Genomic DNA, 25,765 nt, shown 5'->3' on the forward strand with positions numbered 1-25,765 from the left:
CGCCGGGGGTAACTGTCACACGGGTTGACTTATTCGTTACCTCCGTAAAATTTCGATAAACCGGGGCGTGAGTATGTATTTCCGCTGGCTGGAAGGTGAACGGACGGTTACGTACCTCGGTGGACGGTCTGCGGTTTCAAGATTGCTGCCGAGTTGCTAATTCGTGAGAGGAACGAAGCGGCGGAAGAAGTCCCGGAGAATTCTGTGATCTATCTCACAATTCGCCGGGTTTTGCGACACTGTGCGTGCTGGTGCGAAGGTCCGTGGCGGGCTGTCGGTCGTGACCCCCCGGTCGCCGCCCGCTTTGTCGGTGGTCGCCGGTAACCTCTGGCCGTGGCTCTGTACCGGAAGTACCGACCGGCAACGTTCGCTGAGGTGGTGGGTCAGGAGCACGTCACCGACCCGCTGAGCATCGCGCTCGACACCGGACGGATCAGTCATGCCTATCTGTTCTCCGGTCCCCGGGGCTGTGGCAAGACCTCGTCGGCGCGCATCCTGGCGCGCTCGCTGAACTGCGTGGAGGGTCCGACCTCGCGGCCGTGCGGCGTCTGCCCGTCCTGCGTCGCGCTCGGACCGGGCGGGCCCGGCAATCTCGATGTCATCGAACTCGACGCCGCGAGCCACGGCGGCGTCGACGACACCCGCGAGCTGCGCGACCGCGCCTTCTACGCACCGGCCGAATCCCGGTACCGCGTCTTCATCGTCGACGAGGCGCACATGGTCACCACCGCGGGCTTCAACGCGCTGCTCAAGATCGTCGAGGAGCCGCCCGCCCACCTGATCTTCATCTTCGCCACCACCGAGCCCGACAAGGTGCTGCCGACCATTCGCTCGCGCACCCACCACTACCCGTTCCGGCTGCTGCCGCCCGCGACGATGCGCGGCCTGCTCGGCAGGATCTGCGAACAGGAAGACGTTCCGGTCGAGGAAGCGGTGTACCCGTTGGTGATTCGCGCGGGCGGCGGCTCACCGCGCGACAGCCTCAGCGTGCTCGACCAGCTGCTCGCTGGCGCCGGGCCGGAGGGCGTCACCTACAACCGCGCGGTCGCGCTGCTCGGCGTCACCGATGTCGCGCTCATCGACGACGCGGTGGAGGCGCTCGCCGCGGGCGATGGCGCCGCGCTGTTCGGCACCGTGGACAGCGTCATGGAGGCCGGGCACGATCCGCGCCGTTTCGCCGTCGACCTGCTCGAGCGCTTCCGTGACCTGATCCTGTTGCGCGCGGTGCCCGACGCCGCCGACCGCGGCCTGGTCTCCGGCCCCGGTGACGTGCTCGACCGCATGCGCGACCAAGCCCAGCGCATCGGCCCCGGCACCCTCACCCGCTACGCCGAACTGCTGCACGAGGGTCTCGGCGAGATGCGCGGAGCGACAGCGCCGCGGCTGCTGCTCGAGGTCGTCTGCGCCCGCATGCTGCTGCCCTCGGTCTCCGACACCGAATCCGCCACCCTCCAGCGCCTGGAACGACTCGAGCGCGGTTTCGCGGGCGGAGTCGTCGCGCCACTCCCGCCCGCTGCCTCGACCGCTGCCTCCGCCGCCGACGCAGGGCCCGTTTCCGCTCCCGCGCCTGCCCGCGCACCGGGCGAACCCCCGCGTCGTCGTGGTGCGGAGGCGCTCGCCGCGCTGCGCGAGAACAAGACGCGCGGAGCCGACTCCGGACCGGGCGGCGGCGAAAGTGGCGTGAGTGCGCCCATCGCCCAGCAGACGACGGTTCACTCCGCGCCGGGCTCGGCCGATGACGATGCCGGTGCTCGGTCAGGACACCCCGGCGGTTCCGTACCCGTCGAGGGCTACACGAATGCGCCCACCTCAGGCGGCGGACCGGTCGAGGACCGCGGCGCGGCGGTGGATCGGTCCGGGCTCAGCGATGCGGATCGTCCGGCGCGGCGGTCCGACGATCGCCCGGCTGGGCAAGCCGAGGGCTCGGCGGATGCGCCCCTCGCTCAACGGGACGTCGTCGGTGCGGACGCCGCCGCTGCCGGTGCTTCCGCCGAATCCGGGCCGCGTGTGCGCGGCGACGTAGGCGCTTCGGTCGCGCCCAGCACCATCCCGGGCGACACCGATGCCCAGGCAGCCCAGTCGGTTTCTCGGGTCGTCGAGGCCGACGACGCACCAACACGCCAGCCTGCGCCGAGTGATGGCCCCGCCGACGGCCGAAGCGCGGGTCATCCCAGGCCGGGCGGCGCGGAGCCTCGGTCGGGGCGGCCCGCCGCTCCTCGGGATGCCGAGGGCTACGCGGCGGCGCCGACCGGGCGGTCCGCGAACCATGCGGGCGCCGCGGTCGCGCCCGGTGACGCCGCGGCCGAGGCGAGCCGTTCGGCCGACCGGCCCGCGACTCCGCGTGGCGCCACGACGGGTCCCGCCGATCGCGCGGGATATGAAGCGCCGCAAGCGATTACGGATGCTACGTCCGATTATGGTCAAGTGACCGGGGAATCGGTGGCAGGCCGTCGCGCCGACGACGCGGCGGGTGCGCGCACCGCCGCGAGCGCCGAATCGATGACCGCGGCGTTGCCGGACGAGCCCGCGGGCGCGCAGGGGGACGAGCTGCTGAGGGCCGTGGAAGGGGCGTGGACGGAGATCCGGGCCAAGGTTCGGGAGTTCGGGCCGACGGTGCAGGCGTTGCTGTCCGGTGCCTCGGTGGCGCGGGTCGACGGCGCGGTCATCGTGTTCGCCCATCAGCACGCGCCGCTGGCGCAGCGACTGTCGGATCCGCGCAATGTCGAGGCCGTGCGGTCGGCGGTGCGCGCCGTCCTCGGCGGCGACCACGAGATCCGGTGGGAGGCGGGCGGCGCGGCGCCGCGTGCCGCTGCGCAGCAGGCGAGTCGCGCACGGGGAGGCGGGCAGGCGGCCGGACGCGGTTCGGGCAATCCGGCGGGACGCGGTGAGGGCGGCCCGCCTCGGTTCTCCCGACCCAGCCAGACCAGGGCGAACGCCGCGGGTGACGCGCCCGCCCGGCAGCAGCGGCCCGCCGCGGCACCGCGGTCCGGCGACGACGATATCCCGCCGCCCGACTACCCCGACCTACCGGACGATCCCGGTCCTGGCGACTACCCGCCGCCGGATCCGGGCGACTACGAATCGACCTCCGGCGGCACGGGTTACGGCTCGGGCGGAGTGCCCGGCCCGTCGACTCCGGAAGAGGAGCAGGAAATGCTGGCCCAGGCCGCCGAACCGGTGGCTCCGGAGGCTCGCCACGACCCCGACGAGGTCGCCCTGGAATTGCTCAGGAGTGAGCTGGGTGCCACACGGCTGGATGGTTGACAACCACCGCCTCGAGCACGTTAAGTTAACCGGAGTTCGCACACGACGGTAGTATGAACGGGTGGCCGTGAGCTCCGGTGTGGCGGCGTTCTATGGTATGCCCAGGCGTACGGGCGTGTCCGGAACGTGCGTCCGCAGGTGCTTGCCAAGTTTTGTACAGCGTTATGCGGTGCGAGCGACGGGCCCGGAGACGGAACCTCGCGTCACCACGCTGGGCCTCGGGAGCACGGCAAACTGAATACGGACGGTCGGTCTCATGGCCGGTCGGCGAGGTTACCCGCGGCCGTGCCGCACAACGCGGTGCAGGCGCACCCCAAGGAAGGAACACTCCGATATGACCACAGAGGCCTACATTTACGAGGCCATCCGCACTCCGCGCGGCCGCGGCAAGAAGAACGGTTCGCTGCACTCGGTCAAGCCGATCGACCTGACTGTTGGTCTGATCCAGGAGCTGCGCAACCGCTTCCCGAACCTCGACGAGGACCGGATCTCCGACGTCGTCCTGGGTGTCGTCAGCCCGGTCGGCGACCAGGGCATGGACATCGCGCGCACCGCGGTGACCGTGGCCGGCCTGCCCGACACCGTCGGCGGCGTCCAGCTGAACCGCTTCTGTGCCTCCGGCCTCGAGGCCGTCAACATCGCCGCCCAGAAGGTGCGCTCCGGCTTCGACGACCTGGTCATCGCCGGTGGCGTCGAGTCGATGTCGCGCGTCGCCATGGGCTCCGACGGTGGCGCCTGGGCCCTCGACCCGGCCACCAACTACGACTCCTACTTCGTCCCGCAGGGCGTCTCCGCCGACCTGATCGCCACCATCGAGGGCTTCAGCCGCGACGACGTCGACGCCTACGCCGTGCGCTCGCAGGACCTGGCCGCCAAGGCCACCACCGGCGGCTACTTCGCCAAGTCCATCGTTCCGGTCAAGGACCAGAACGGCCTCGTCGTGCTGGACCGCGACGAGCACATGCGCCCCGGCACCACCGCCGAGGACCTCGCCAAGCTGAACCCCTCCTTCGCCGTGATCGGTGAGATGGGCGGCTTCGACGCGGTGGCGCTGCAGAAGTTCCACTTCGTGGAGAAGATCAACCACGTGCACCACGGCGGCAACAGCTCGGGCATCGTCGACGGCGCCGCGCTGGTGCTGATCGGCTCCGAGGAGGCCGGCAAGGCTTCGGGCCTGACCCCGCGTGCGCGCGTCGTCGCGACCGCCACCAGTGGCGCCGACTCCACCATCATGCTGACCGGTCCCACCCCGGCCGCCAACAAGGCGCTGGCCAAGGCGGGTCTGACCCTGGACGACATCGACCTGGTCGAGATCAACGAGGCGTTCGCCTCCGTGGTGCTGAAGTTCCAGAAGGACCTGAACATCCCGGACGAGAAGCTGAACGTCAACGGCGGCGCCATCGCGATGGGCCACCCGCTGGGCGCCACCGGCGCGATGATCACCGGCACCATGGTCGACGAGCTGGAGCGCCGCAACGGCCGCTACGCGCTGATCACCCTGTGCATCGGCGGCGGCATGGGCGTCGCGACCATCATCGAGCGGGTCTGACCCCAACCGACAGCATTTACCAAGGAGACACAGAGCTGTGAGCGAGACCAACATGATCGGTTGGGAGCAGGATTCGGACGGCATCGTCGTGCTGACGATGGACGACCCGAACCAGGGCGCCAACACGATGAACGAGCTGTACAAGACGTCGATGACCGCGACCGTCGACCGGCTCGAGGCCGAGAAGGACAGCATCACCGGCGTGGTGCTGACCTCCGCGAAGAAGACCTTCTTCGCCGGCGGCGACCTGAAGAACATGATGAAGGTCGGCCCGGAAGACGGCCAGGCCCTCATGGACGAGCTGGGCACCATCAAGGGCGCGCTGCGTCGCCTCGAGCTGCTCGGCAAGCCGGTCGTGTCCGCGATCAACGGCGCCGCGCTCGGCGGCGGCCTGGAGATCACCCTCGCGACCCACTACCGCATCGCGGCCGACGTGCCGGGTGTGCAGCTGGGCCTGCCCGAGGTCAGCCTGGGCCTGCTGCCCGCCGGTGGCGGTGTCACCCGCACCGTGCGCATGCTCGGCCTCCAGGGCGCGCTCATGCAGGTGCTGCTGCAGGGCCAGAAGTACCGCCCGGGCAAGGCCAAGGAAATCGGCCTGATCAACGAGGTCGTCGGCTCGATCGAGGAGCTGGTCCCGGCCGCCAAGGCGTGGATCAAGGCCAACCCCGAGGGCGGCGTGCAGCCCTGGGACAAGAAGGGCTACAAGATCCCCGGTGGCACCCCGTCCACCCCGGCCTTCGCGGCGAACCTGCCCGCGTTCCCGGCCAACCTGCGTAAGCAGCTCAAGGGCACCAACATGCCCGCCCCGCGCGCCATCATGGCCGCCGCGGTCGAGGGCGCGCAGGTCGACATCGACAACGCCTCGCTGATCGAGTCGCGTTACTTCGTCCACCTGCTGACCGGCCCGGTCGCGAAGAACATGATCCAGGCGTTCTTCTTCGACCTGCAGTCGATCAACAACGGCGGTTCGCGTCCGAAGGACGTGCCGAAGAAGGACATCAAGAAGATCGGCGTGCTCGGCGCGGGCATGATGGGCGCGGGCATCGCGTACGTCTCCGCCAAGGCCGGCTACGAGGTCGTGCTGAAGGACGTTACCATCGAGGCGGCCGAGCGCGGCAAGAACTACTCCGAGAAGATCGAGGCCAAGGCCCTCTCCCGTGGCAAGACCACCGAGGAGAAGTCCAAGGCGCTGCTCGACCGGATCAAGCCGTCCGCCGACGCGGCCGACTTCGCCGGCGTCGACTTCGTGATCGAGGCCGTCTTCGAGAACACCGAGCTCAAGCACAAGGTGTTCCAGGAGATCGAGGACATCGTCGACGCGGACGCGCTGCTCGGCTCGAACACCTCCACCCTGCCGATCACCGGTCTCGCGACCGGCGTGAAGCGCCAGGAGGATTTCATCGGCATCCACTTCTTCTCGCCGGTCGACAAGATGCCGCTGGTGGAGATCATCAAGGGTGAGAAGACCTCGGACGAGGCGCTGGCCCGGGTGTTCGACTACACCCTCGCGATCAAGAAGACCCCGATCGTCGTCAACGACAGCCGCGGCTTCTTCACCTCGCGCGTGATCGGCACCTTCGTCAACGAGGCGATCGCCATGCTGGGCGAGGGCATCGACCCCTCGACCATCGAGCAGGCCGGCTCGCAGGCGGGCTACCCGGCCGCGCCGCTGCAGCTGTCGGACGAGCTGAACATGAAGCTCATGCTGAAGATCGCCAAAGAGACCGAAGAGGCCATCGCCCGCGGTGACGCCACCATGGGCAAGAAGCGGCACCCGGCCATCGACGTCATCGAGTACATGGTGAACGAGGGTCGTCCGGGTCGCCTGGAGAAGGCCGGCTTCTACGAGTACGACGAGAACGGCAAGCGGACCGGCCTGTGGGGCGGCCTGCGTGAGCACTTCAAGTCGGTCACCGACTTCAACGTGCCGCTCCAGGACCTCATCGACCGCATGCTGTTCATCGAGGCGATCGAGACCCAGAAGTGCTTCGACGAGGGTGTGCTCGAGACCACCGCCGACGCCAACATCGGCTCGATCTTCGGCATCGGCTACCCGGCCTGGACCGGTGGTGTGCACCAGTTCATCGTCGGTTACCCGGGCGGCCAGGAGGCCTTCGTGGCTCGCGCCGACGAGCTGAAGGCCAAGTACGGCGACCGCTTCGAGGTTCCCGCCTCGCTGCGGAAGTAACGACGCCGCGTAGGTAGTCACGCAACGGCGAAGCCCGCCATCGCTTTTCGCGGTGGCGGGCTTTCGCCGTCTCCGGGCCCGATTTCCGATGGAGTTCACCGCGCGGTTCGCGAGTGCCGATACCGTGTGGCTCGTGCGCAGCATGATCGGATTCCTTCTCGTCCTCGCGGCCTCCGCCGTCGCGCTGCCCGTAGCGCAGGCCGAGCCGAACGTGCGGCTGCTGGGTCAGCGAATCCTGCCGCACGGCATGGACTTTCACGGCACTGTCGTCGGCGGGCTTTCCGGCATCGACTATCTGCCCGCCACGGGCGAGTACCTGCTGATCAGCGACGACCGCTCGGAACGCGCACCGGCCCGTAGTTACACCGCCCGCTTCCCGGTCGACGCGAACGGGGTCGGACCGGTGACATTCACCGGGACCCGGTCGCTGCGCACTGCGGACGGCGGCTTCTATCCGCCGAAATCCGTTGATCCCGAGGAGATCCGGGTCGATCCGTGGACCGGTGACTACTTCTGGACTCAGGAGGGTGAGCGCGCGGGCGACGTGCTCGCCGATCCCGCCGTGCGCGTCGCGCGGCCGGACGGGACGTTCGTGGCCGAACTGCCGATCCCGGACAACGAGCGGATGCGGCCGGATTCCGGGCCGCGCCGCAACGCGGTGCTGGAGGCCGCCACCTTCGCCGCGGGCGGCGCGCTGTTCGTCACGGCCGTCGAGGGGCCGCTGCTCCAAGACGGACCCGAGGCGACAGTGACCTCCGGCGCGATCTCGCGCATCACCGTGCGGGCACGGTCCGGGCCGCTGCTCGCGCAGTACGCGTACCCGATGGAGCCGGTGTTCGCCGAGTCGCGGCCCGAGCCGGGGCGCGGCGGCAACGGCGTCGCCTCGATCTTGGCCGCCGACCCGCTCGATCCGACGAAGTTCCTGGTGCTCGAGCGCGCGTTCGTGGACGGCGTCGGCAACAAAATCCGCGTGTACGAGGCCGACATCGCGGGCGCGACCAACGTGCTCGACGCTGCGCTGGGCGACGCGCGCCCGGTCGCCAAACGACTGCTCGTCGACCTGGACGACGTCGGCCTTCCGGACATCGACAACATCGAGGGCATGACCTGGGGACCGCGGCTGCCGTCCGGCGAGCGGACGCTGGTGCTGGTCAGCGACGACAACTTCGCCGAGAACCAGATCACCCAGATCGTCGCGCTCGCGGTGCGCTGAGCTTTCGAAAAACCGGGCTCAGTCGGCGCGGAATTCTTCTGTCGCTTCGAAATACGCGTCGGCGGCTTTGCGGAAATAGTCGAACAGCAGCTCGCGCTGCTCGGGCGCGTATCCGGCGATGATCTCGCCGACGCGCCGCCGGGCGGGGGCCAGCACGCGATCCAGTTCAGCGGGTTTTTCGACCAGCTCGACGGTGATCTTGCGCCGGTCGCCCGGAACCGGGACCCGCCGCACGTACCCGGCCTCTTCCAAACGGTCGACCAGCCGGGTTGTCGGCCCGGTGGTGAGTCCGGCGCGCGCGCCGAGTTCCCCTGGCGTCATCGGGCCGCCGAGTTCCAGGATGTTGAGTGCGTAGAGATCGGTGGCGCCGAGATCCACGGCCCGCGCTCCGGCCTGTCCGTGCGCCATCAGCGCGCTCAGATAGCGGCGATAGACCGTGCTCGTCTCCGATTGCTCCATCGGCACCTCCGGCTCGATCACTTCTCCAGTGAAGAGAAGTCTTCGACGAAGAAAGAGCCTACAAGCCCGGCGCCCGATCCATCGCCGAATGCCGCCGACGGGCCCATCACAGGTCGGGACGACACTGCGGCAATCTCCGCCCAACCGGCCCCGCACCGCGCTACGTTGGAGTATGCGCAGACAATTCGGACACCAGGTCGGCCCCGGTGCCCGATGTCGGTGTGTCCCACGATCGCCGGTGACGCCGATTCGATGTGCATTCGAGGTGGTCACGTGAATCCACAGAGGGGTTCGGGCAAGATGAGTCCCGAACCGGCCCCGGCCGATTCGAATACGCGCGGCATGGATACGCAGCGCGGCGTCGATACCCAGCGCGATACACCACGCCCCGAGTTGGCCGGCATCGCCGACGAGCTCGAGGCGATGGGGCTTTCCGGCGCTGTCGAGATCGGCAGGGGTGGCTTCGGCGTCGTGTACCGCTGCCTGCAAGTCGCGCTGGAACGGGTCGTCGCGGTCAAGGTGCTCTCCTCCGAGATCGACATCGAGAGCCGCGAACGCTTCCTGCGCGAGGAGCAGGCCATGGGCAGGCTCTCCGGCCACCCCAATATCGTCGACATCCTGCAGGTCGACGTCACCGCCAGCGGGATGCCGATCATCGTGATGCCGTACTGCACACACGGCTCGCTCGAGCAGCTCATCCGCGAGCAAGGCCCGCTCACCTGGGCGGATTCACTGCGGGCAGGCGTCAAACTGGCGGGCGCGATCGAGAGCGCGCACCGCGCCAGGATCCTGCACCGCGACGTCAAACCGGCCAACGTACTGCTCAGCGGCTACGGCGAACCGCAGCTCACCGATTTCGGCATCGCCAGGATTCCCGGCGGCTTTCGCACCTCCAGCAGCCTGATCACCGGTTCGCCCGCGTTCACCGCGCCGGAGGTGCTCAAGGGCGAGGAGCCGACCGTCCGCTCCGACATCTACGGGCTCGGGGCCACGCTGTTCGCCCTGCTCACCGGTCACGCCGCCTTCGAGCGGCAGGCGGGGGAGCGGGTGGTGGCGCAGTTCCTGCGGATCACCAGCCAGCCGGTGCCGGATCTGCGCGAGCAGGACATCCCGCCCGATGTGGCCGACGCGATCGAACGGGCCATGGCGCCAAATCCGGCCGATCGACCGGAGTCGGCGTACGAGTTCGGCACACTGCTGCGCTCGGTCCAGGTGGAACACGGCCAGCTGCCCGACGAGATGGCGCTGCTCGAGCCCACGGTGTTGCTCGAGGAATTCGACAGCACGCGTCCGGTGGTGGAAGCGCACCCGTCCACGCGCACCCGTCCGGCGGTGACCCGGCGCAGTTGGCCGCTGACGTTGCGCCCCGCCGTCTCGCAGCACCCGGGCGGCTCGACCACCCTGCCGCCCACCGCCGCCACGAAATTCCACCCACCGACCCCGGCTCGCGATCCGGTGCCTCGACCCCGCTTGCTGGACATCCTGCGTGCGGGCGGGCGACGCAGGCTCGCGGTGCTGCACGCGCCTGCGGGATTCGGCAAGAGCACGGTCGCCGCGCAGTGGCGCGCGGAGTTGAGCGGCGGCGGGGTACCGGTCGCGTGGATCGGCATCGACCGCGACGACGACAACGAGATCTGGTTTCTCGCCCACCTCATCCAGGCCATCCACCGGGTGCGGCCCGACATCGGCGCCGGACTCGACCAGACGCTGGAGGAACGCGCGGGCGACGCGGTGCCCTACGCCCTCACCACTCTGATCAACGAGATCCACGAGGGCGGGGAGACCATCGTGGTGGTGGTCGAGGACTGGCACCGCATCACCGATCCCGGCACGCACCGCGCGATGGAGGCGTTGCTCGACAACGGCTGCCACCACCTGCGCTTCGTGGTGACCAGCAGGGAGCAGTCCGGCTTGCCGACCAGCCGGATGCGGGTGCACGACGAACTGGTCGAGATCGGGTCCGCGGCGCTGCGGCTCACCGTGGCCGAGACCAAGCAGATCTTGGTGGATCGCAACGGTTTCGAGCTCACCGAGGCTCAGGTGGAGCAGATCCACGAGGCGACCGACGGCTGGCCCGCCGCCATCCAGCTGATCAGCCTCTCGCTGCGCGGCAACATCGACCCGGAACAGCTGATCGCGACGCTTTCCGAAGGTAGTCACGGCATCCGCGAATACCTCGCCGAGAACGTGCTCGACGCGCTCGAACCGCGGATGCTCGACTTCCTCAGCTCGATCTCGGTGACCGAGCGCGTGTCGGCGTCGCTGGCCGCCGCCCTGTCCGACGACAGCGAGGCCGAGCTGCTGCTCGCCCAGGCCGAGCAGCGCGAGCTGTTCCTGCGGCGTATCGAGCACGACCCGGAGTGGTACCGGATACAGCCGCTGTTCGCCGAGCATCTGCGCGCTCGGCTGGAACGCACTCAGCCAGGGAGGCTGAAGGCGTTGCACCGCAAGGCTTCCCGCTGGTACGCCGAACACCAGCTGTTGCGTAAGTCGGTGGACCACGCGCTGGCCGCGACGGATTTGAAGATGGCGCTGGATCTGGTCGAGGGCGGCGGCATGGATCTGATCGACACCGCCCGGCTGGCCACCCTGCTCGGCACGGTGTCGAAACTGCCGGTGCAACAGGTGGCTTCGCGGTCCAAACTGCTGATGGCGGTGGCGCGGGCCAACGTGAACCTGCAACAGTCCAGCGCGGCGCGCAGCGCGCTCGGCAGGCTGTCGAACATGCTCGCGCGCGGCTCGTCCGGTGACGCCGACGTGATCCAGCAGCGATGCGAAGCCGCAGTGCTCGCCGCCGCCGACCAGATCGCGCGCGATCACACCGAGGGCGTGCTCGACCGCGTCGCGGACTGCCTCGAGCGCCCCGACGAGCTGCCCGCGTGGACGGTCTCCACCGCGGCGAACCTGACCTCGTTCGTGCGGCTGTGCCAATTCGATTTCGACGGCGCCCGCAGCATCCAGGAGTGGGCGACCCCGTACCACGCCAGCTCGAAGGACCCGCTCGGCGTGGTGTTCGGGCTCTGCGGTCAGGGCGCGGCGGCTTACGAGCAGCTCGACATCGCCACGGCGATGCAGTGCTTCCAGCAGGCGTGGGAGACGGCGCGGCTCCGCTCGGGTCCGCGATCGCACGCGGTGCGGGTGGCCTCGGCGTTGCTCGGCGAATTGAACTACCGCCGAGGCGATCTCGACGTCGCCGACCGGCTGTTCGACGAGAGTCACCAGCTGGTCACCCGGATCGGGACAGTCGACTTCCTGATCTCGACGTACGTCACCGGCGCGCGGGTCAAAGCGGTGCTCGGCGATCTGGCGACCGCCGCGGCCCGGCTGGACGAGGGCGACCGGGTGGCCGCCGAACAGCGCCTGGTCCGGCTCGCCGCGCACATCCGCGCCGAACGGCTGCGGCTCGGTCTACCCGTGGAGTACCTGGCGCACGGCGACGGGCATGCCGAAGCGCTCGGCGTTGTCCATCACCGGTTGGTCGGTTCCGCCGCGCTCACCGCCGAGGCCGAGGAGATCGCGGGCATTCGCGGCCTGCTCGCGCATAAGCCGCTGCGCTCGGACGACACGGCGGTGCGCCGCGCCCGCGCCCTGCACGGCCGGATGCTCGAACAGGACCGTCCCCGAGCGGAATTGGACACCGCGCTGCTGCTCGCCGAATGCCTCGCCGCGTCCGGCTGGGTCGGCGAGGCCACCGGCCTGCTGCTCCCCGCCGCCGCCACCTGCGCCGAACTGGGCTGGACCCGCCCGCTCCTGGACGCGGGCCCCGGCGTGGTCGCCATCCTGCGCGTGCTGCGCTCCGAAATGCACACCGCCCCCGAGCAGCTCGAGGATGCGGCGCTACCCGCCCTTTTCCTGGAGCAGCTCCTGGACTGAAGGGCGGGCAGCGTCAGCTCAGGCCTCCCACCAGGGGCGAAGCGGGACCGTCCACGCGCCGTCGGGGGGTAGCTTGACGCCGAGCACCTGGTGCAGCTGAACCACGTTGCGCTGGAACCCGAGTCGGCAGCCCGCCATGTAGAGGCCCCAGACCTTGGCGGTGCCCTCGCCGACCTCCGCGACGCAGGCGTCCCAGTTGGTGACCAGGTTCTTGCACCATTCGTGCAGGGTCAGCGCGTAGTGCTCGCGCAGGTTCTCCTCGTGCAGCACCTCGAGCCCGATGTTCTGGATCTCGGAGATGATGCGACCGGAGCCGATCAGCTCGCCGTCCGGGAACACGTACCGGTCGATGAAATCTCCCGCCTTCGTGGTGCGGGTGTTGTCCGGGCGGGTGATGCAGTGGTTCAGGAACAGGCCGCCGTCGCGCAGCTTGCTCTTGATGAACTCGAAGTAGAACGGGTAGTTGTGCACGCCGATGTGCTCGGTGAGACCGATCGAGGACACGGCGTCGAACTCGCCTTCGGGCACGTCGCGGTAGTCGGAATGCCGCACCTCGGCCAGATCCGACAGACCTTCCTCGGCGATCTTCCGCTGTGCCCACTCGGCCTGCTCCGCCGAGAGGGTCGCGCCGATGACCTCGACGCCGCGCCTCGCCGCGTAGCGCACCATGCCGCCCCAGCCGCAGCCGATGTCGAGCAGCCGGTCGCCCTCCTTCAGGCGCAGCTTGTCGAAGACGAGGCGGTACTTGTTCTCCTGTGCCTGCTCCAGCGTCCAGTTCTCGTCGCCGTAGGTCGCGCAGGTGTAGGTCATCGAGGGACCCAGGACGTACTCGTAGAAGGTGTTCGAGACGTCGTAGTGGTGGTGGATGGCTTCCGCGTCGCGGGTCTTGGAGTGGCGCAGACCCTCGAACGCGATCCGGCGCCAGCGCGGCAGCGTCTCCTGCGGCGGCGGCGCGACCGGCTTGAGCCGTTCCCAGCCCAGCGAGCGCGCGATGGTGACCAGCGCGAGCGCCGACGGACGGCGGAATTTCAAGTCCTGCATCGCCTTCAGGACGTCGTACGGGTCGCCGGGGTGCACGCCGGTGGCGGTCATGTCGCCCGCGATGTAGGCGCGCGCCATGCCGAGATCGCCGGGCGCGGTGGCCAGGTAGTTGATGCCGCGCGGCGTCTTGATGTCGAGGGTGTAGTCCGAATCCTCCGGCCCGGTCGCGCTGCCGTCGTAGGCGGTCAGGCGAATCGGGACCTCGCCGTCGACGAGGGTCTCGAAGATCTCGGCAATGCTCAGCTTGGTTCCCAGGTCCGCGAACACGTCGGAACGGTCCTTGAATGTCGTCATTTCCGTTGCACCGCCTTCGAATACAAATCCAGCAAGCGCTGGTCCGGGTCGTAGCGTTTCTTCAGTTCGGTGTAGGTCTCGCCGCCGTACAGCGCCGCGAACTCGTCCTCGTCGTAGAAGGCGTCCGAGTACAGCGATTTGTGCCCGTCGAACTCGGTCACGGTGCGCTCGATGGCGCGGTTGGCCGCGCCCTTCGGCTGCCCGGGAACGGTGGGCACGGCCGACCAGAACCCCACGTTGACATAGGTGCGGTTCGGCTCGATCGGGTACAGCGGCCAGGGACGTCCGGTCGCGGCAGGCGCGCCCGTCTCCCGCAAGCGCAGCGGGCACAGCCAGATCGGCTCGATGGGAATCTCGCGCAGGAACCATTCGACGAAATCCGCGGTGCGCTCCACCGGGACCTCGATGTCCTGCACCACCCGCTCGCGCGGCGGGTTGCCTTTGCGGGCTTCCAATTTGTCGCCGATGTCGTATTTGTGGTCGAGGGCGACCAGCTTCCAGTAGAAGCTGCTGCGCCGATAGCGCTTCGGCCACAACCGGCGGATCCTCGGGTTCTGCGTGCCGAAGGCGCGCGAGCACCAGAACCAGTCGGTGTCCCAGCGCCACAGGTAGTCGTGGATGGTCAGGCGATCGCGCTTGGGCCGCGCGCCGTCGTGCTGGATGGAGCGGTAGTAGACGTCCATCCCGGTGTAGTCGCTGACCGGACCGGGCTCGTCGGTCTGCCTGCCGAGGGTCAGGTAGCTCTCCTCGGCGGTGAACACGACGCCGTCGAGGTAGTCGACCCGCTCGCCGTCGTAGGACTTCTCGTTCACGATCCGGGTGATCGCGGCCTCCAGTTCCCGCAGGTCGCGGAACCGCACGTGGCGCAGCGCGACGTAGGGCGGAACGGGCTCGAGCTCGATCTTCAGCCGGACGGTGTATCCCAGCGTGCCGTAGGAATTGGGAAACCCGCGGAACAGATCCGCGTGCTCGCCCTCCGGCCGGGCGGTGATCAGTTCGCCCGCCCCGGTCAGCACGTCCATCTCCAGCACCGACTCGTGCGGGAGGCCGTTGCGGAACGAGGTGGACTCGATGCCGAGGCCGGTCACCGCGCCGCCGAGGGTGATCGTCTTGAGCTGCGGAACCACCAGCGGCGCCAGCCCGTACGGCAGGGTCGCGGCCACCAGGTCCTCGTAGGTGGTCATGCCCGCCACGTCGGCGGTCCGCGCGTCGGCATCCACCGCGACGACCTTGGTGAGACCCGAAACGTCCAGGCCGGGTGCGGTGTTCTTGGCCCTGGCCCGGAACAGATTGGACGTCTTCTTCGCCAGCCGCACGTTGGCGTCCGCGGGTATGGCGCGGTAACTCGCCAGAAGGCGATCCACACCCGCTCGGTGCGCGGCAAACCCTGATTCGCGTGCGGCCGGACTGTGACCGGCCTTCCCCAACAGACTCACTGCCACCCCTCGACGCTAGTACGCACCGTGATCTTCGACCACCGAGAAATGCTCGAGCCGGGAGAAATGTCACGGGAATGTTGCATCGGGAATACTCGGTGTTCGACGTGGCAGGGGCCCGGCCGAACACGCGGTGGGACAACGTGAGCCTGGACGCCACGCACGCGCGGGCGCAGGGCAGGATAGGGGGCGGTCGAGACACCGCATCCGGACAAGGAGCTCATTGTGGGACAGGTCAGCGCCAGCAGTTCGATCACCGTCGACGCGGATCCGAAGCGCGCGCTCGAGGCCATCGCCGACTACGAGACGGTGCGTCCGCGCATTCTCTCGCCGCACTACCGCGACTACAAGGTGGTCGAGGGCGGCAAGGGCGCGGGCACCGTCGCCGAGTGGACCCTGCAGGCCACCGAGAAGCGCACGCGCAACGTGCACGCCGTCGTCTCGGTGGCGGATTCGATTGTCACCGAGCGTGATTCGAACTCCACCATGGTGAACACCTGGACCGTGACGCCGGAGGGCGCTGGCGCCCAGGTCACGCTGCGCACCACGTGGAAGGGCGCGGGCGGCATCTCCGGCATCTTCGAGGGCATCTTCGCGCCGCTGGGCCTGAAGAAGATCCAGGCCGAGGTGCTGGAGAACTTGAAGCGCGAACTGGCCTGAGCGCGAAGCGAATCGAGTAGCGGCGCGGCCGGACACCCGAAGGGGTCCGGCCGCGCTGTCGTGTGCGGACTTGGCCGACGATCAAGCCTTGCCGATGTCGAAGAGGTTGCCCTCCGGGTCGGCCAGTGTGGTCCACTGACCGCCGTACTCCTCGAAATCGCCGATGTGCTTGGCGCCCAAGGTGATGGCGCGCTCGATGTGCTCGCGCCAATCGGCCGCGTGCAGGTCCAGGTGCGCTACGTTCTTGCCCGGCGTCTTGTCGGGCACTTTGATGAACATCAGCACCGGCGCGAGTCCGGACTCCCGTCCCACCGTCGCGAAGAACTCACTGGCTCCTTCGTCGACGCGCTGATCGAGCAGCTCCGCCCAGAATCCGGCGAGCGCCGCGGCGTTCTCGCAGTCGAAGGTGACGTGGGCGATGGACAACGTCATGGTCGTTCACTCCTTTTCTCGGAGCCCGCCGATGGGCCAGCAGACTTCGGTCCGGTATTCGTTCGGGTCGTCGGTGTCGTTCGGGGCCACCAGGTAGAGCTCGCGCACCGGCTCCGTCAGGGCGGTGTCGTGTTCGGCGACGTGGCTGCCCAGCGCTCCGTAGGTGCGGTCGAAGTCCTCGAAGGCGCCGCTGTGAACGGCGATGGCGAAGCGACGTGCGGGCAGTTCGACGACCACGAGTCCCGCGGGAGGCTCGATGGCGTCGCGGGACGGGATCGGCACGAAGGCCACCACCTCGCCCGCGTCGTTCTCGAAGAACTCCGGCGAGTAGGTGGCGCCGCTGACTCCCGCGGGCTCGACGCCCGCCGCGGCCAAGGTCTCGTAGAGCAGCGTGAACGCACCGCCGCACCAGGAATCGATACCGTCGCGCTCGACGAAGTCGACGAGGGCCAGCGCCGGAAACGCCGGGATCGAGCGGTAACTCACCGCGATCGGCGCGGGCTCGGTCAGCAGCGAACGCAGCGACGCCACCACCGCCCGGGTCCGCTGCAATTCCGCCTCCATGCGTTCCAGATGCGCACGCAGCGCGCTGTCCCTGGAGGTGATGTCCGGCGCGGCGAGTACGGACTTGATCTCGGGCAGCGGCATGTCGAGGCGGCGCAGCCGCCGGATCAGATGGGCCTGCGCCACCTGCTCGGTCGAATAGCGCCGATAACCCGAGGCCGGGTCCACCTCGACCGGCTCGAGCAGTTCGATGTCGTGGTAGTACCGCAGCGTTTTGACGCTGAGGTAGGTCAGCCTGGCGAACTCACCGATCGAGACGGTCGCGGTCATGCGTTCAGCGAACACCCTCCAGCGACTGGAGAGTCAAGCGACCCTGTCACGCCACCGCCTCGCTGACGCTCGGCTGCGGCATGCCGGAGGCAGGCTGGCACATGGTTCGCTCACTCCGTTCGCTCACGCCAATGCGAAGGTCAACAGCAGGGTGTTCTGCACCGCGCCGCGCCACCACGAGTAGCCGAACCACACGCCGGGGGTCACCTCGCGGATCTCGTCGTAGACGGGCGGCGTCGGCGACGGGGCGTAGTCCAGCGCCCAAGCCGGGCGGCCGTCCAGCAACGCGGGCGCGCGGTACACGTCGGCCTTCCAGCCCTCCATGTCCCATCTGGTCAGGCGATTCAGCAGCCAGCCGCCGTCGGGACCGGTGTAGAAGTTCTTGCCGAGCCACAGACCGGTTGTGATGCCCTGGGCGTAATTCGGCCGGATCACCCAGCCGTCCTTGACGCCCATCGGGACCGCGCCTTGCGGCGCGTCGTGGAAGATCGCGTCCTGCTGCTCGGGCGAGCAGCGCAGCCGCAGCGAATCCAGGGTGGCCGCCTTGTCGTCGGGATACAGCACGCACCCGCCGCCGTAGTCGGACGCCGCGGGGACGACGTCGGAATCCGCAGGCTGCACATCGGAATCCGCGGTGGCCGCCGGAGCGCAGAGCACCGAAAGTGCCAGGGCGCCCACGAGGAGTACTCGGCTTGTGTTCATTACTGTCTCCAGAATTCACCGAACCGGTAACCGACCCAGGTCCAGGTTAGGTGGGTCGGGGTTGACTGTCTGGGTATATCCGGGAGGACTAGTCTGAACCGTGACAATCTCCCCTGAGAGAGGACGAGCAGTGCAGCCCGGTGGTCAGTTCGACATGCAGCAGTTACTCGCCCAGGCACAGCAGATGCAGCAGGCGGTGATGGAAGCACAGGCCGAGATCGCGGCCTCCGAGGTGGACGGACAGGCCGGCGGCGGTCTCGTCCAGGTGCGGATCAAGGCGACGGGCGAGGTGGTCTCGCTGACCATCGACCCGAAGGTGGTCGACCCCGAGGACGTCGAGAGCCTGCAGGATCTGGTGATCGGTGCGGTCAACGACGCGATGAGCAACGCGCAGCGGCTGGCGGCCGAGCGCCTCGGCCCGCTCTCCGGCGGACTCGGCGGCGGTTCGCTGCCCGGGCTGCCGGATTTCTGATCGAGGACGGGACGGTTGTACGAGGGTCCGGTACAGGATCTGATCGACGAGCTGGGCAAACTGCCCGGCGTCGGTCCGAAGAGCGCGCAGCGCATCGCGTTTCACCTGCTCCAGGTGGAGCCGCCGGAGATCGACCGGTTGCAGGCCGCGCTGCAGAAGGTGCGCGACGGCGTGCAGTTCTGCGTGGTGTGCGGCACCGTCTCCGACGGCGAGCTGTGCCGGATCTGCGCCGACCCGCGCCGCGACCGCAGCATGATCTGCGTGGTCGAGGAGCCCAAGGACGTCCAGGCGATCGAGCGCACCCGTGAGTTCCGTGGCCGCTACCACGTGCTCGGCGGTGCGCTCGATCCGCTCAGCGGCATCGGGCCGGATCAGCTGCGGATACGGGAACTGTTGACGCGCATCGGCAATCAAGAGGACGGCGTCGACGTCAGCGAGGTGATCATCGCGACCGACCCGAACACCGAGGGCGAGGCGACGGCCACCTACCTGGTGCGGATGCTGCGCGATTTCCCGGGACTCGCGGTGACGCGGTTGGCCTCCGGCCTGCCGATGGGCGGCGATCTGGAGTTCGCCGACGAATTGACCCTCGGGCGAGCGCTTTCCGGCAGGCGCGCGTTGTAAGAGCGATGCTTGTGTGCGGTCCGGCTGCGCCCTTTGGGCGTACCTCCGCATTCGGCTCCGGCGGTGCGTGGTCCGCGAAAGGGCTTTCGCCCGGCCGCGCACTCTGATTACTGTGCGGGGGATGAGCATCGAGTTTCTGCTGACGACGCTCGTCATCGTCGCCACGCCCGGTACCGGCGTCCTGTTCACCCTCGCGGCCGGACTCTCGCGCGGCGTGCGCGCCAGCGTCGTCGCGGCCTTCGGCTGCACCCTCGGCATCATCCCGCACATGATCGCGGCGGTGACCGGTCTCGCCGCGCTGTTGAACACCAGCGCCGTCGCCTTCCAGACGCTGAAGTACCTCGGCGTCGCCTACCTGCTCTACATGGCGTGGAACACCTTGCGCGACAAGGGCGCTCTCGCCATCCCGGACGCCGGAACGGAACGGGCCGCGCCGCGAGCTCGCCAGGTGATCACCTCGGCGGTGCTGCTCAACATCCTGAACCCGAAGCTGACCATCTTCTTCTTCGCGTTCCTGCCCCAGTTCGTGCCCGCGGGCGCGCCGAACGCGCTGGCCCGCATGCTCGAGCTGAGCGGGATCTTCATGCTGGCCACCTTCGTGGTGTTCGCGGGATACGGCGCGTGCGCGGCGGCGGTGCGCACGTACGTCATCGCGCGGCCGGTCGTGGTGACGTGGATGCGGCGGGTGTTCGGCGCGTCGTTCGTGGCGCTCGCCGGGCGGCTCGCCGTGCAGAACCAGTAGGGGTCAGAACTCCACGCGGGTCCACGGGATCCGCGCCAGTTCCTCCCGTTCGCCGGTTGTCCAGGCCCAGATCAGGTTGGCGACCGCGGCGGGGTCCGCGAGGGTGGCGCCGTAGTGTCGTTCCGGACCGCCGTCGCGGTATTCGACGGTGTACTCGCCGGGCTTGCCCCGGTAGGTCTGGATGTAGTCGTGGTCGCCCCGCTCCACGATCAGGTAGGGGTTCGGCGGCGCGAGCTCCGGAATCCAGTGGTCCACAAGGGTTTTGGTGAGGTACGGGAACGCGCCCGCGCCGCCGTGGGTGACGGTGACCGGCACGTGCCCCGCAGGGTCGATCAGCCAGGCCAGCTGCGGATCGTAGATCGCGTAGTCGCGCGGCGTCGCGATATCGAACAGCAGCTGCCGCACGTAGCCGATCGCGTCGTACGGGCACGCCACGTGCAGCACCGACCCGTTCGCCGCCCCGCCCACCGACTCACCGCTGAGAAAGCTGTCCTCCTCCGGCAGCTCCAGATTCGCCTCGTTGATCTCGGCCGCCATCTCGGCGACCACCTCGGCCTCGTCCACCCCCTGCTGCCCGACCAGATACGCCTCCACCTCGGCGAGGTTCGCAGCGACACCGGACGGCAACAACACGTGGTCGTAGTTCACCCGGCCAGCGTACGGGGAGCTACCTACCGGCTCTCCGCCTGCCACGGGCCGGGACGTGCGGACTGACCTACGATTCCTGCGACTACCAGCCTGAAGGACGGTCACATGTCGGAACTGTTCGACTGGTCTTCGCCGAAGACCTACATCCTGCCGGTAGACATGGACGACTACCTGGCCATGCCCGAGGAGATGTCGCGCGACGTCGAGATCAAGGACGGGATGATCGTTCACCGCGAGTCGGCCTCACCCGATCACAACGCGATCGCGCGCAACATCGAACGCGCGCTGCTGGAGGGCCGAGCCAAACGTGAATCGGCCGAGCCGTGTCTGGGAGCAGCTCCGCGGCCATCGAGACCGTAGTGCCTTTCGATACCTATGCCACCTGGCAGGACCTGGACGACGGAATCGATTGATCCAGGGGCGGTCAGGCTCGGCGGCGGGTGGGGGTCGAGTCCGTTGTGCAGGCGCAGCCGCCCGCTACGTCGGCGCAGTCGACGATGAAGGTGTGGCGGGCGTGGTCGAATGCTACGCAGTCGTCGTCGGTGCATTCGAGGACGCGGGTGGCGTGGACGATGAGGGTGCCGTGGCAGTGATCTACCGCGGATTCGCAGGCTGGGCAGGTCGCGCGCATGGGACCTCCTGACGAGATCGGTTGGTGATTCGGTCTTAGCACTCGAGTCCGGACGACGGTGGGAGGCCGGGTGGGCGTGTCGGCGACCTGAACGGGTTGGGATCGCCGCCGAAGATGTTGCGCGCCTAGCCCGGACGTCATGGCGGGGCGGTGCGACCGGGTCGCGATCGCGTGTCAGGGCGGGTGGACCTACCGCGACTCGGGGTGATCCCGCGGATTCGCGTGCGAAGATGGCAGCACGGTCGACCGACGTCGGCGCACCCGGCAAGCTGGAGCTACGCCGGACCGCGTCCCCTACGGACCCGACCGGCGACCGGTGCGGCACGAGCCGGACGCACGTTCGTCATGGCGAAACGTCTGACAGCGGAGGTGAGGTCGGCATGGTCGCCGATGCGGTGCCCCCGGCGGCGACGGCCGCCGACGTGCGCGCGCAGATCGCCGAGCAGCTCGCCCGCTACCGGGCCGAGGGCGGCCACACCGGCGCCTACGACGAGGTCGGCAGGCCGACCGGCGGCTACTACGACGAGCTGGTGGACACCGACGGCGTCGTGCGGCAGATGTGGTCGGAACTCTCGGCCGACTTCGTCGAGATCGGCCCGGCCGGGCTCGGCAGGCTGGACACCAGGGTGCGCAGGCTGATCGATGACGACGGCATCACCTACACCGAGGTGATGCGCGCGGGCGAGGCCGCGATCCCGACGCCGTGGCGACTCGATCCGATCCCGCTGCTGGTCTCCGCCGACGACTGGACCCGGCTGGAGGCGGGCCTCGTGCAGCGCTCGCGGGTGCTGGACGAAGTGCTCACCGACATCTACGGCTCGCGCCGCACCATCACGTCCGGGCTGCTGCCGCCTGAGCTCGTGTTCGGCAACGTGGGTTACGTGCGTGCCGCGCACGGCATCACGATCCCCGGACGCCACCAGCTGTTCCTGCACGCCTGCGACATCAGCCGCTGGAGCGACGGCGAGTTCCGCGCCATCGCCGACTGGGCACAGGCCCCCTCGGGGGCCGGTTACGCGCTGGCCGACCGCCGCGTCGTCTCGACCGCGATCCCGGAGGCCTTCGAGCACTCCAGCCCGCGCCCGCTCACCCCGTTCGCCAGGGCGATGCGGCTCTTGCTGATCGAGGCGGCGCCGGTGGCCGAGGACAATCCCGTCGTGGTGGTGCTGAGCCCGGGCGTGCATTCCGAAACGGCCTTCGATCAGGCGTATCTCGCCTCGACGCTGGGCTTCCCGCTGGTCGAGAGCGCCGACCTGGTGGTGCGCGACGGCGCGCTGTGGATGCGCTCGCTCGGCACTCTCAAGCGGGTGGACGTCGTGCTGCGCCGGGTGGACGCGGAGTTCTCCGATCCGCTCGATCTGCGGCCGGATTCGCATCTCGGGGTGGTGGGGCTGGTCGAGGTGTTGCGCCGCGGCGCGGTCACCGTGGTGAACACGCTGGGCAGCGGGTTGCTGGAGAATCCGGCGCTCGCGGGCTTCCTGCCGCGGATCTCCCGCGCGCTACTCGGCGAGGAACTGCTGCTGGACAGCGCACCCGCGTACTGGGGCGGTGACGCGAGCGAGCGTTCGCATCTGCTCGCCGAGTTGGACCAACTGATCATCCGTTCGACGGTGGACGGAGCCACGCTGTTCGGGCCGGATCTGTCGGCGACGATGCGCGAGGAGCTGCGGCGGCGCATCGAGGCGGACGGCTGGAAGTGGGTCGGCCAGGAACCGGCCCAGTTCTCGGTGGCCCCGGCGGTGCATGGGTACGGCGGTCTGGCCGCGGCGCCGGTGGGCATGCGGCTGTTCTCGCTGGCCCGCCGCGGCGGTTACACGGCGATGGCGGGCGGCCTCGGTCAGCTGCGTCAGCGCACCCAGCCGGACCGGGCGGTGATCAAGATCGCGGCCAAGGACGTCTGGGTGCGGGCCGCGCCCGCCACGACGACCGCGGTCGGCGCCGAAGCGCCGCGCGAGGAGCGTGAGCGGCGGGTCGCGCCGATCGTCGAGGAGATCAGCTCGCCGCGCGTGCTCACCGACATGTTCTGGATGGGCCGATACTGCGAGCGCGCGGAGGCGGCGGTCCGCCTGCTGATCGCCACGCACGACCGCTATCAGGACTATCGCTACCGACCGTGGTTGGAGGGCGCGGAGGCGCTGCCGGTCCTGATGGCGGCGTTGGCCGCGACGACCTGCACGGCCGCGCCGGACGCGGTGATCGGGGACGGCGGCGCGAAGCTGGAGTCGCGCGGCGGGGAGCCGGGGTCGGGCGGCGGTGCGCCGGAGGCCACGTCGGCTGGTGGGGAGCCGAAGTCGGGCGGAGGAGAACCCCAAGCCCTCGGCGGGGAAGTGCGGTTGGGTGGCAGGGAGTCCGAGTCGGGCCGCGAGGATCAGGGCTCGGACGATCGCAAGCTCGGGCCCGGCAGTGGTGAGTCGGGGTCAGGTGGCGGGGAACCCGAAGCCCTCGGTGGTGGACCGGGGTTGGGTGGCGCGGAGGCCGAGTCGGGCCGCGAGGATCAGGGCTCGGACGATCGCAAGCTCAGGCCTGGTAGTGGTGAGCCGGGGTCAGGTGGCGGGGAAATCGAAGCCCTCGGTGGTGGACCGGGGTTGGGTGGCGCGGAGGCCGAGTCGGGCCGCGGAGATCTCGGATCGGGCGGCGGGAAGCCCGGGCTCGGCGGCGGGAAGCCTGGGCTCGGCGGCGGGAAGCTGGGGCGGGGCGGTGCGAAGCCCGAGCCTCGCGGAGGGGAATCCCGAGCCTTCGGTGGCGGACTGGGGCCGGGTGGTGCACAGGTCGAGTCGGGCGGTGGGAAGCAGCGGGAGGCGGGTGGCGCCGAGCCCGCGTCGGGTGGCGAGATGGGGTCGGGCGGTGCGGAGTCCGAGTTGGGCGGCGCGGCAGACGGATTCACAGCCGCGAGCGCATCGGAGGGCAACGGTGGGGTGGCCGCGGTGGCGGGTGCGTCCCGCGAGGGGCACGACTATCTCGAAGCGTTGACCATCGATAGGGAGCTGCCCGGATCGCTGGCCTACGCGATCGACCGGTACGGCTCCTCGGCGCGCGCCGTGCGCGACCAGCTTTCGCACGACACCTGGATGATCCTCGGCTCGGTGGACCGGGCGCTGGCCGAGTATCGCGAGAGCGACGGCGACGAGACGGCGCTCTCGGCGGTGCATTCCCTGACGCTGGCCGCCCTGCTCTCGCTGTCCGGCATCGAGGCCGAGTCATTGGTGCGCGACATCGGTTGGTGCGTCATGGATATCGGCAAGCGCATCGAGCGCGGGCTGGCTGTGACGGCGCTGCTCTCGTCGGCGCTGACCGAGACCTATCCGGCGGAAGCCGAGCTGGTGGTCACCGAAGCGGTGTTGCAGGCGGCCGAATCGTCGGTGAGTTACCGTCGGCGACACCGGGATTCGGTGCGGGTCTCGGCGGTCGCCGGGCTGCTGCTCTTCGACAGGGGCAATCCGCGATCGCTGGCCTACCAGCTCGAACGACTCGACGCGAACTTCGCCGCGCTTCCCGGCGCCTCGGGATCCTCACGGCCGCAACGGTTGCTGGCCGACGCGCAGCGCATGCTGCGCCGCGTGGATCCTGACGACCTGAACGTCACCGACGAGAACGGAAGGCGCACCGAGTTGGCCGAACTGCTCGACGGTGTGCACCTGCGGCTGCGCAAGGTGGCGGAATCCTTCGAGACGACGAAACTCTCGCTGCCGGTGGGCATTCAGCCGCTGTGGGGCAGCACGCGGGTGGTCGGATGATCGGCGGCGACGGCGCGACGCGGCGGTATCGGGTAGCCCATCGCACCACCTACTCCTACTCCGAGGAGGTCACCAGCTCCTACGGGCGCGCCTATCTGACCCCGCGCGAGTTCCCCGGTCAGCGGGTGCTCGCGCACGAGGTGCACGTCGACCCGGCGCCGTCGGACCGGTCCATCGGCACCGATGTGTACGGCAACACCACGCACTACTTCCACGTCACGGCCGAACACTGGGAGCTGGTCGTCAGCGCGGAGTCGACGGTCGAGGTCGACCCGCCCGCCGAGCTGACGGACGATCCGGCCCGGCTGCCGTGGGAGTCCGCGCGGCCCAGTCATGCGAACGGCCCGCTGGCCGTGGAGTTCACCCTCGACTTGCACCCGCCGGAGATCACCGAGGAGATCACCGCTTACGCGGCGCGCTCGCTCACTCCGGGGCGGCCACTGCTCGCCGCGGTGACCGATCTGACGACCCGCATCTACACCGATTTCACCTACTGGTCGGGTTCGACGAACGTCTCGACCAGGGTCTCCGACGTGTTCTTCGCGCGCGCGGGCGTCTGCCAGGATTTCGCCAGGATCGCCGCGGCCTGCCTGCGGTCGCACGGGCTCGCCGCGCGATACGTCTCCGGTTACCTCGCCACGGACCCGCCGCCGGGCAAGGAGCGCATGGTCGGCGCCGACGCCACCCACGCCTGGGCGGCGGTGTGGGTCCCCGGCCGGAACTCGTCCGAACGCGCGGGCCGCTGGATCGGCTTCGACCCCACCAACGACCAGCTCGCCGACGAGCGCTACGTGGTCGCGGCGTGGGGACGCGACTACGCCGATGTGCCGCCACTGCGCGGCATCATCTACACCGAGGCCAAGGAGAGCTCGATCACCGTCTCGGTCGACGTCGCTCCGCTCGAAGTGTGAATACCCAATTCGCGACAACCTTCGGCTCGGCCCCTTCTCGAGGTCACCAGCGACTCCG

20 protein-coding genes are annotated in these 25,765 nt (G+C 69.2%); 12 read left to right on the forward strand and 8 right to left on the reverse strand.

What is annotated here, in order from left to right; translation table 11 throughout:
• Window positions 1-333: 333 nt before the first annotated feature.
• The 4 genes from T333_RS04290 to T333_RS04305 all read left to right on the forward strand — a co-directional run bounded on the left by T333_RS04290 (window position 334) and on the right by T333_RS04305 (window position 8,214).
• Window positions 334-3,264, forward strand: coding sequence for a DNA polymerase III subunit gamma and tau (locus T333_RS04290; protein WP_496423717.1), 2,931 nt, complete (start codon window positions 334-336; stop codon window positions 3,262-3,264).
• Window positions 3,265-3,598: 334 nt separating this feature from the next.
• Window positions 3,599-4,813 carry an acetyl-CoA C-acetyltransferase gene (locus T333_RS04295; protein ID WP_354998044.1) on the forward strand — a complete coding sequence of 405 codons (1,215 nt, stop codon included), beginning with the start codon at window positions 3,599-3,601 and terminating at the stop codon, window positions 4,811-4,813.
• A 37-nt stretch (window positions 4,814-4,850) separates the two neighbouring features.
• Complete coding sequence (locus T333_RS04300) at window positions 4,851-7,001, forward strand: 3-hydroxyacyl-CoA dehydrogenase NAD-binding domain-containing protein (RefSeq protein ID WP_357255785.1); 2,151 nt, start codon at window positions 4,851-4,853, stop codon at window positions 6,999-7,001.
• 142 nt (window positions 7,002-7,143) lie between these two features.
• Window positions 7,144-8,214: an esterase-like activity of phytase family protein gene (locus tag T333_RS04305; protein WP_496424135.1), complete on the forward strand. Its 1,071-nt coding sequence runs from the start codon at window positions 7,144-7,146 to the stop codon at window positions 8,212-8,214.
• Between the two features lie 18 nt (window positions 8,215-8,232).
• On the opposite strand, the gene T333_RS04310 is transcribed toward T333_RS04305, so the two are convergent.
• On the reverse strand, window positions 8,233-8,694 hold the full coding sequence (locus T333_RS04310; protein ID WP_496423718.1) for a MarR family winged helix-turn-helix transcriptional regulator: 462 nt from the start codon (window positions 8,692-8,694) through the stop codon (window positions 8,233-8,235).
• Between the two features lie 321 nt (window positions 8,695-9,015).
• On the opposite strand from T333_RS04310, the gene T333_RS04315 reads away from it, so the two are divergent.
• The gene (locus T333_RS04315; protein WP_496424136.1) at window positions 9,016-12,546 is read left to right on the forward strand and encodes a protein kinase domain-containing protein; all 3,531 of its coding nucleotides are present in this window, start codon (window positions 9,016-9,018) and stop codon (window positions 12,544-12,546) included.
• 18 nt (window positions 12,547-12,564) lie between these two features.
• Here T333_RS04315 and T333_RS04320 read toward each other — a convergent pair whose 3' ends face one another.
• Together T333_RS04320 and T333_RS04325 are read right to left on the reverse strand one after the other, a co-directional pair.
• Window positions 12,565-13,881, reverse strand: a complete 1,317-nt coding sequence (locus T333_RS04320) for a class I SAM-dependent methyltransferase (RefSeq protein ID WP_496423719.1) — start codon at window positions 13,879-13,881, stop codon at window positions 12,565-12,567.
• Entirely contained in the window at window positions 13,878-15,317 is a 1,440-nt protein-coding gene (locus T333_RS04325) for an FAD-binding oxidoreductase (RefSeq protein ID WP_496424137.1), read from the reverse strand. The genes T333_RS04320 and T333_RS04325 overlap by 4 nt, the downstream gene beginning before the upstream one ends.
• Before the next feature lie 225 nt (window positions 15,318-15,542).
• Between T333_RS04325 and T333_RS04330 the strand changes: the two genes are divergently transcribed.
• Window positions 15,543-15,977, forward strand: a complete 435-nt coding sequence (locus T333_RS04330) for an SRPBCC family protein (protein ID WP_354998039.1) — start codon at window positions 15,543-15,545, stop codon at window positions 15,975-15,977.
• Window positions 15,978-16,058: 81 nt separating this feature from the next.
• Here the strand turns inward: T333_RS04330 and T333_RS04335 are convergent, their stop codons facing one another.
• From T333_RS04335 to T333_RS04345, 3 genes are all read right to left on the reverse strand, one after another.
• A complete protein-coding gene (locus T333_RS04335; protein WP_354998038.1) occupies window positions 16,059-16,409 on the reverse strand; it encodes a VOC family protein in 351 nt (116 codons plus the stop codon).
• Between the two features lie 6 nt (window positions 16,410-16,415).
• On the reverse strand, window positions 16,416-17,243 hold the full coding sequence (locus T333_RS04340; protein WP_496423720.1) for a MerR family transcriptional regulator: 828 nt from the start codon (window positions 17,241-17,243) through the stop codon (window positions 16,416-16,418).
• Window positions 17,244-17,366: 123 nt separating this feature from the next.
• Complete coding sequence (locus T333_RS04345; protein WP_354998036.1) at window positions 17,367-17,945, reverse strand: hypothetical protein; 579 nt, start codon at window positions 17,943-17,945, stop codon at window positions 17,367-17,369.
• Window positions 17,946-18,075: 130 nt separating this feature from the next.
• Here T333_RS04345 and T333_RS04350 point away from each other — a divergent pair, with 130 nt between their 5' ends.
• From T333_RS04350 to T333_RS04360, 3 genes are all read left to right on the forward strand, one after another.
• Window positions 18,076-18,417, forward strand: coding sequence for a YbaB/EbfC family nucleoid-associated protein (locus T333_RS04350; protein WP_354998035.1), 342 nt, complete (start codon window positions 18,076-18,078; stop codon window positions 18,415-18,417).
• A 15-nt stretch (window positions 18,418-18,432) separates the two neighbouring features.
• Window positions 18,433-19,041 carry a recombination mediator RecR gene (recR, locus tag T333_RS04355; protein ID WP_354998034.1) on the forward strand — a complete coding sequence of 203 codons (609 nt, stop codon included), beginning with the start codon at window positions 18,433-18,435 and terminating at the stop codon, window positions 19,039-19,041.
• Between the two features lie 121 nt (window positions 19,042-19,162).
• A complete protein-coding gene (locus T333_RS04360; RefSeq protein ID WP_354998033.1) occupies window positions 19,163-19,783 on the forward strand; it encodes a LysE family translocator in 621 nt (206 codons plus the stop codon).
• Between the two features lie 3 nt (window positions 19,784-19,786).
• On the opposite strand, the gene T333_RS04365 is transcribed toward T333_RS04360, so the two are convergent.
• Window positions 19,787-20,431 (reverse strand): hypothetical protein, encoded by a 645-nt coding sequence (locus T333_RS04365; RefSeq protein WP_496423721.1) that lies wholly within the window; start codon window positions 20,429-20,431, stop codon window positions 19,787-19,789.
• A 105-nt stretch (window positions 20,432-20,536) separates the two neighbouring features.
• Here T333_RS04365 and T333_RS04370 point away from each other — a divergent pair, with 105 nt between their 5' ends.
• Entirely contained in the window at window positions 20,537-20,791 is a 255-nt protein-coding gene (locus tag T333_RS04370) for a hypothetical protein (protein ID WP_496423722.1), read from the forward strand.
• Window positions 20,792-20,855: 64 nt separating this feature from the next.
• Here the strand turns inward: T333_RS04370 and T333_RS04375 are convergent, their stop codons facing one another.
• Complete coding sequence (locus T333_RS04375) at window positions 20,856-21,062, reverse strand: hypothetical protein (RefSeq protein WP_354998030.1); 207 nt, start codon at window positions 21,060-21,062, stop codon at window positions 20,856-20,858.
• A gap of 380 nt (window positions 21,063-21,442) precedes the next feature.
• Between T333_RS04375 and T333_RS04380 the strand changes: the two genes are divergently transcribed.
• Both T333_RS04380 and T333_RS04385 read left to right on the forward strand, forming a co-directional pair.
• Complete coding sequence (locus T333_RS04380; RefSeq protein ID WP_496423723.1) at window positions 21,443-24,796, forward strand: circularly permuted type 2 ATP-grasp protein; 3,354 nt, start codon at window positions 21,443-21,445, stop codon at window positions 24,794-24,796.
• Window positions 24,793-25,707 (forward strand): transglutaminase family protein, encoded by a 915-nt coding sequence (locus T333_RS04385; RefSeq protein WP_496423724.1) that lies wholly within the window; start codon window positions 24,793-24,795, stop codon window positions 25,705-25,707. The genes T333_RS04380 and T333_RS04385 overlap by 4 nt, the downstream gene beginning before the upstream one ends.
• Window positions 25,708-25,765 lie beyond the last annotated feature (58 nt).

The organism is Nocardia sp. CNS-044 (assembly GCF_059570515.1).

Excerpts from the sequence above, each read along its gene's own strand:
- T333_RS04295 (WP_354998044.1), top strand. The coding sequence starts at position 3,599 with ATGACCACAGAGGCCTACATTTACGAGGCCATCCGCACTCCGCGCGGC.
- T333_RS04375 (WP_354998030.1), bottom strand. The coding sequence starts at position 21,062 with ATGCGCGCGACCTGCCCAGCCTGCGAATCCGCGGTAGATCACTGCCAC.
- T333_RS04370 (WP_496423722.1), top strand. The coding sequence starts at position 20,537 with ATGTCGGAACTGTTCGACTGGTCTTCGCCGAAGACCTACATCCTGCCG.
- T333_RS04385 (WP_496423724.1), top strand. The coding sequence starts at position 24,793 with ATGATCGGCGGCGACGGCGCGACGCGGCGGTATCGGGTAGCCCATCGC.
- T333_RS04320 (WP_496423719.1), bottom strand. The coding sequence starts at position 13,881 with ATGACGACATTCAAGGACCGTTCCGACGTGTTCGCGGACCTGGGAACC.
- T333_RS04305 (WP_496424135.1), top strand. The coding sequence starts at position 7,144 with ATGATCGGATTCCTTCTCGTCCTCGCGGCCTCCGCCGTCGCGCTGCCC.
- T333_RS04345 (WP_354998036.1), bottom strand. The coding sequence starts at position 17,945 with ATGAACACAAGCCGAGTACTCCTCGTGGGCGCCCTGGCACTTTCGGTG.
- T333_RS04340 (WP_496423720.1), bottom strand. The coding sequence starts at position 17,243 with ATGACCGCGACCGTCTCGATCGGTGAGTTCGCCAGGCTGACCTACCTC.
- T333_RS04360 (WP_354998033.1), top strand. The coding sequence starts at position 19,163 with ATGAGCATCGAGTTTCTGCTGACGACGCTCGTCATCGTCGCCACGCCC.
- T333_RS04335 (WP_354998038.1), bottom strand. The coding sequence starts at position 16,409 with ATGACGTTGTCCATCGCCCACGTCACCTTCGACTGCGAGAACGCCGCG.
- T333_RS04315 (WP_496424136.1), top strand. The coding sequence starts at position 9,016 with ATGGATACGCAGCGCGGCGTCGATACCCAGCGCGATACACCACGCCCC.
- T333_RS04380 (WP_496423723.1), top strand. The coding sequence starts at position 21,443 with ATGGTCGCCGATGCGGTGCCCCCGGCGGCGACGGCCGCCGACGTGCGC.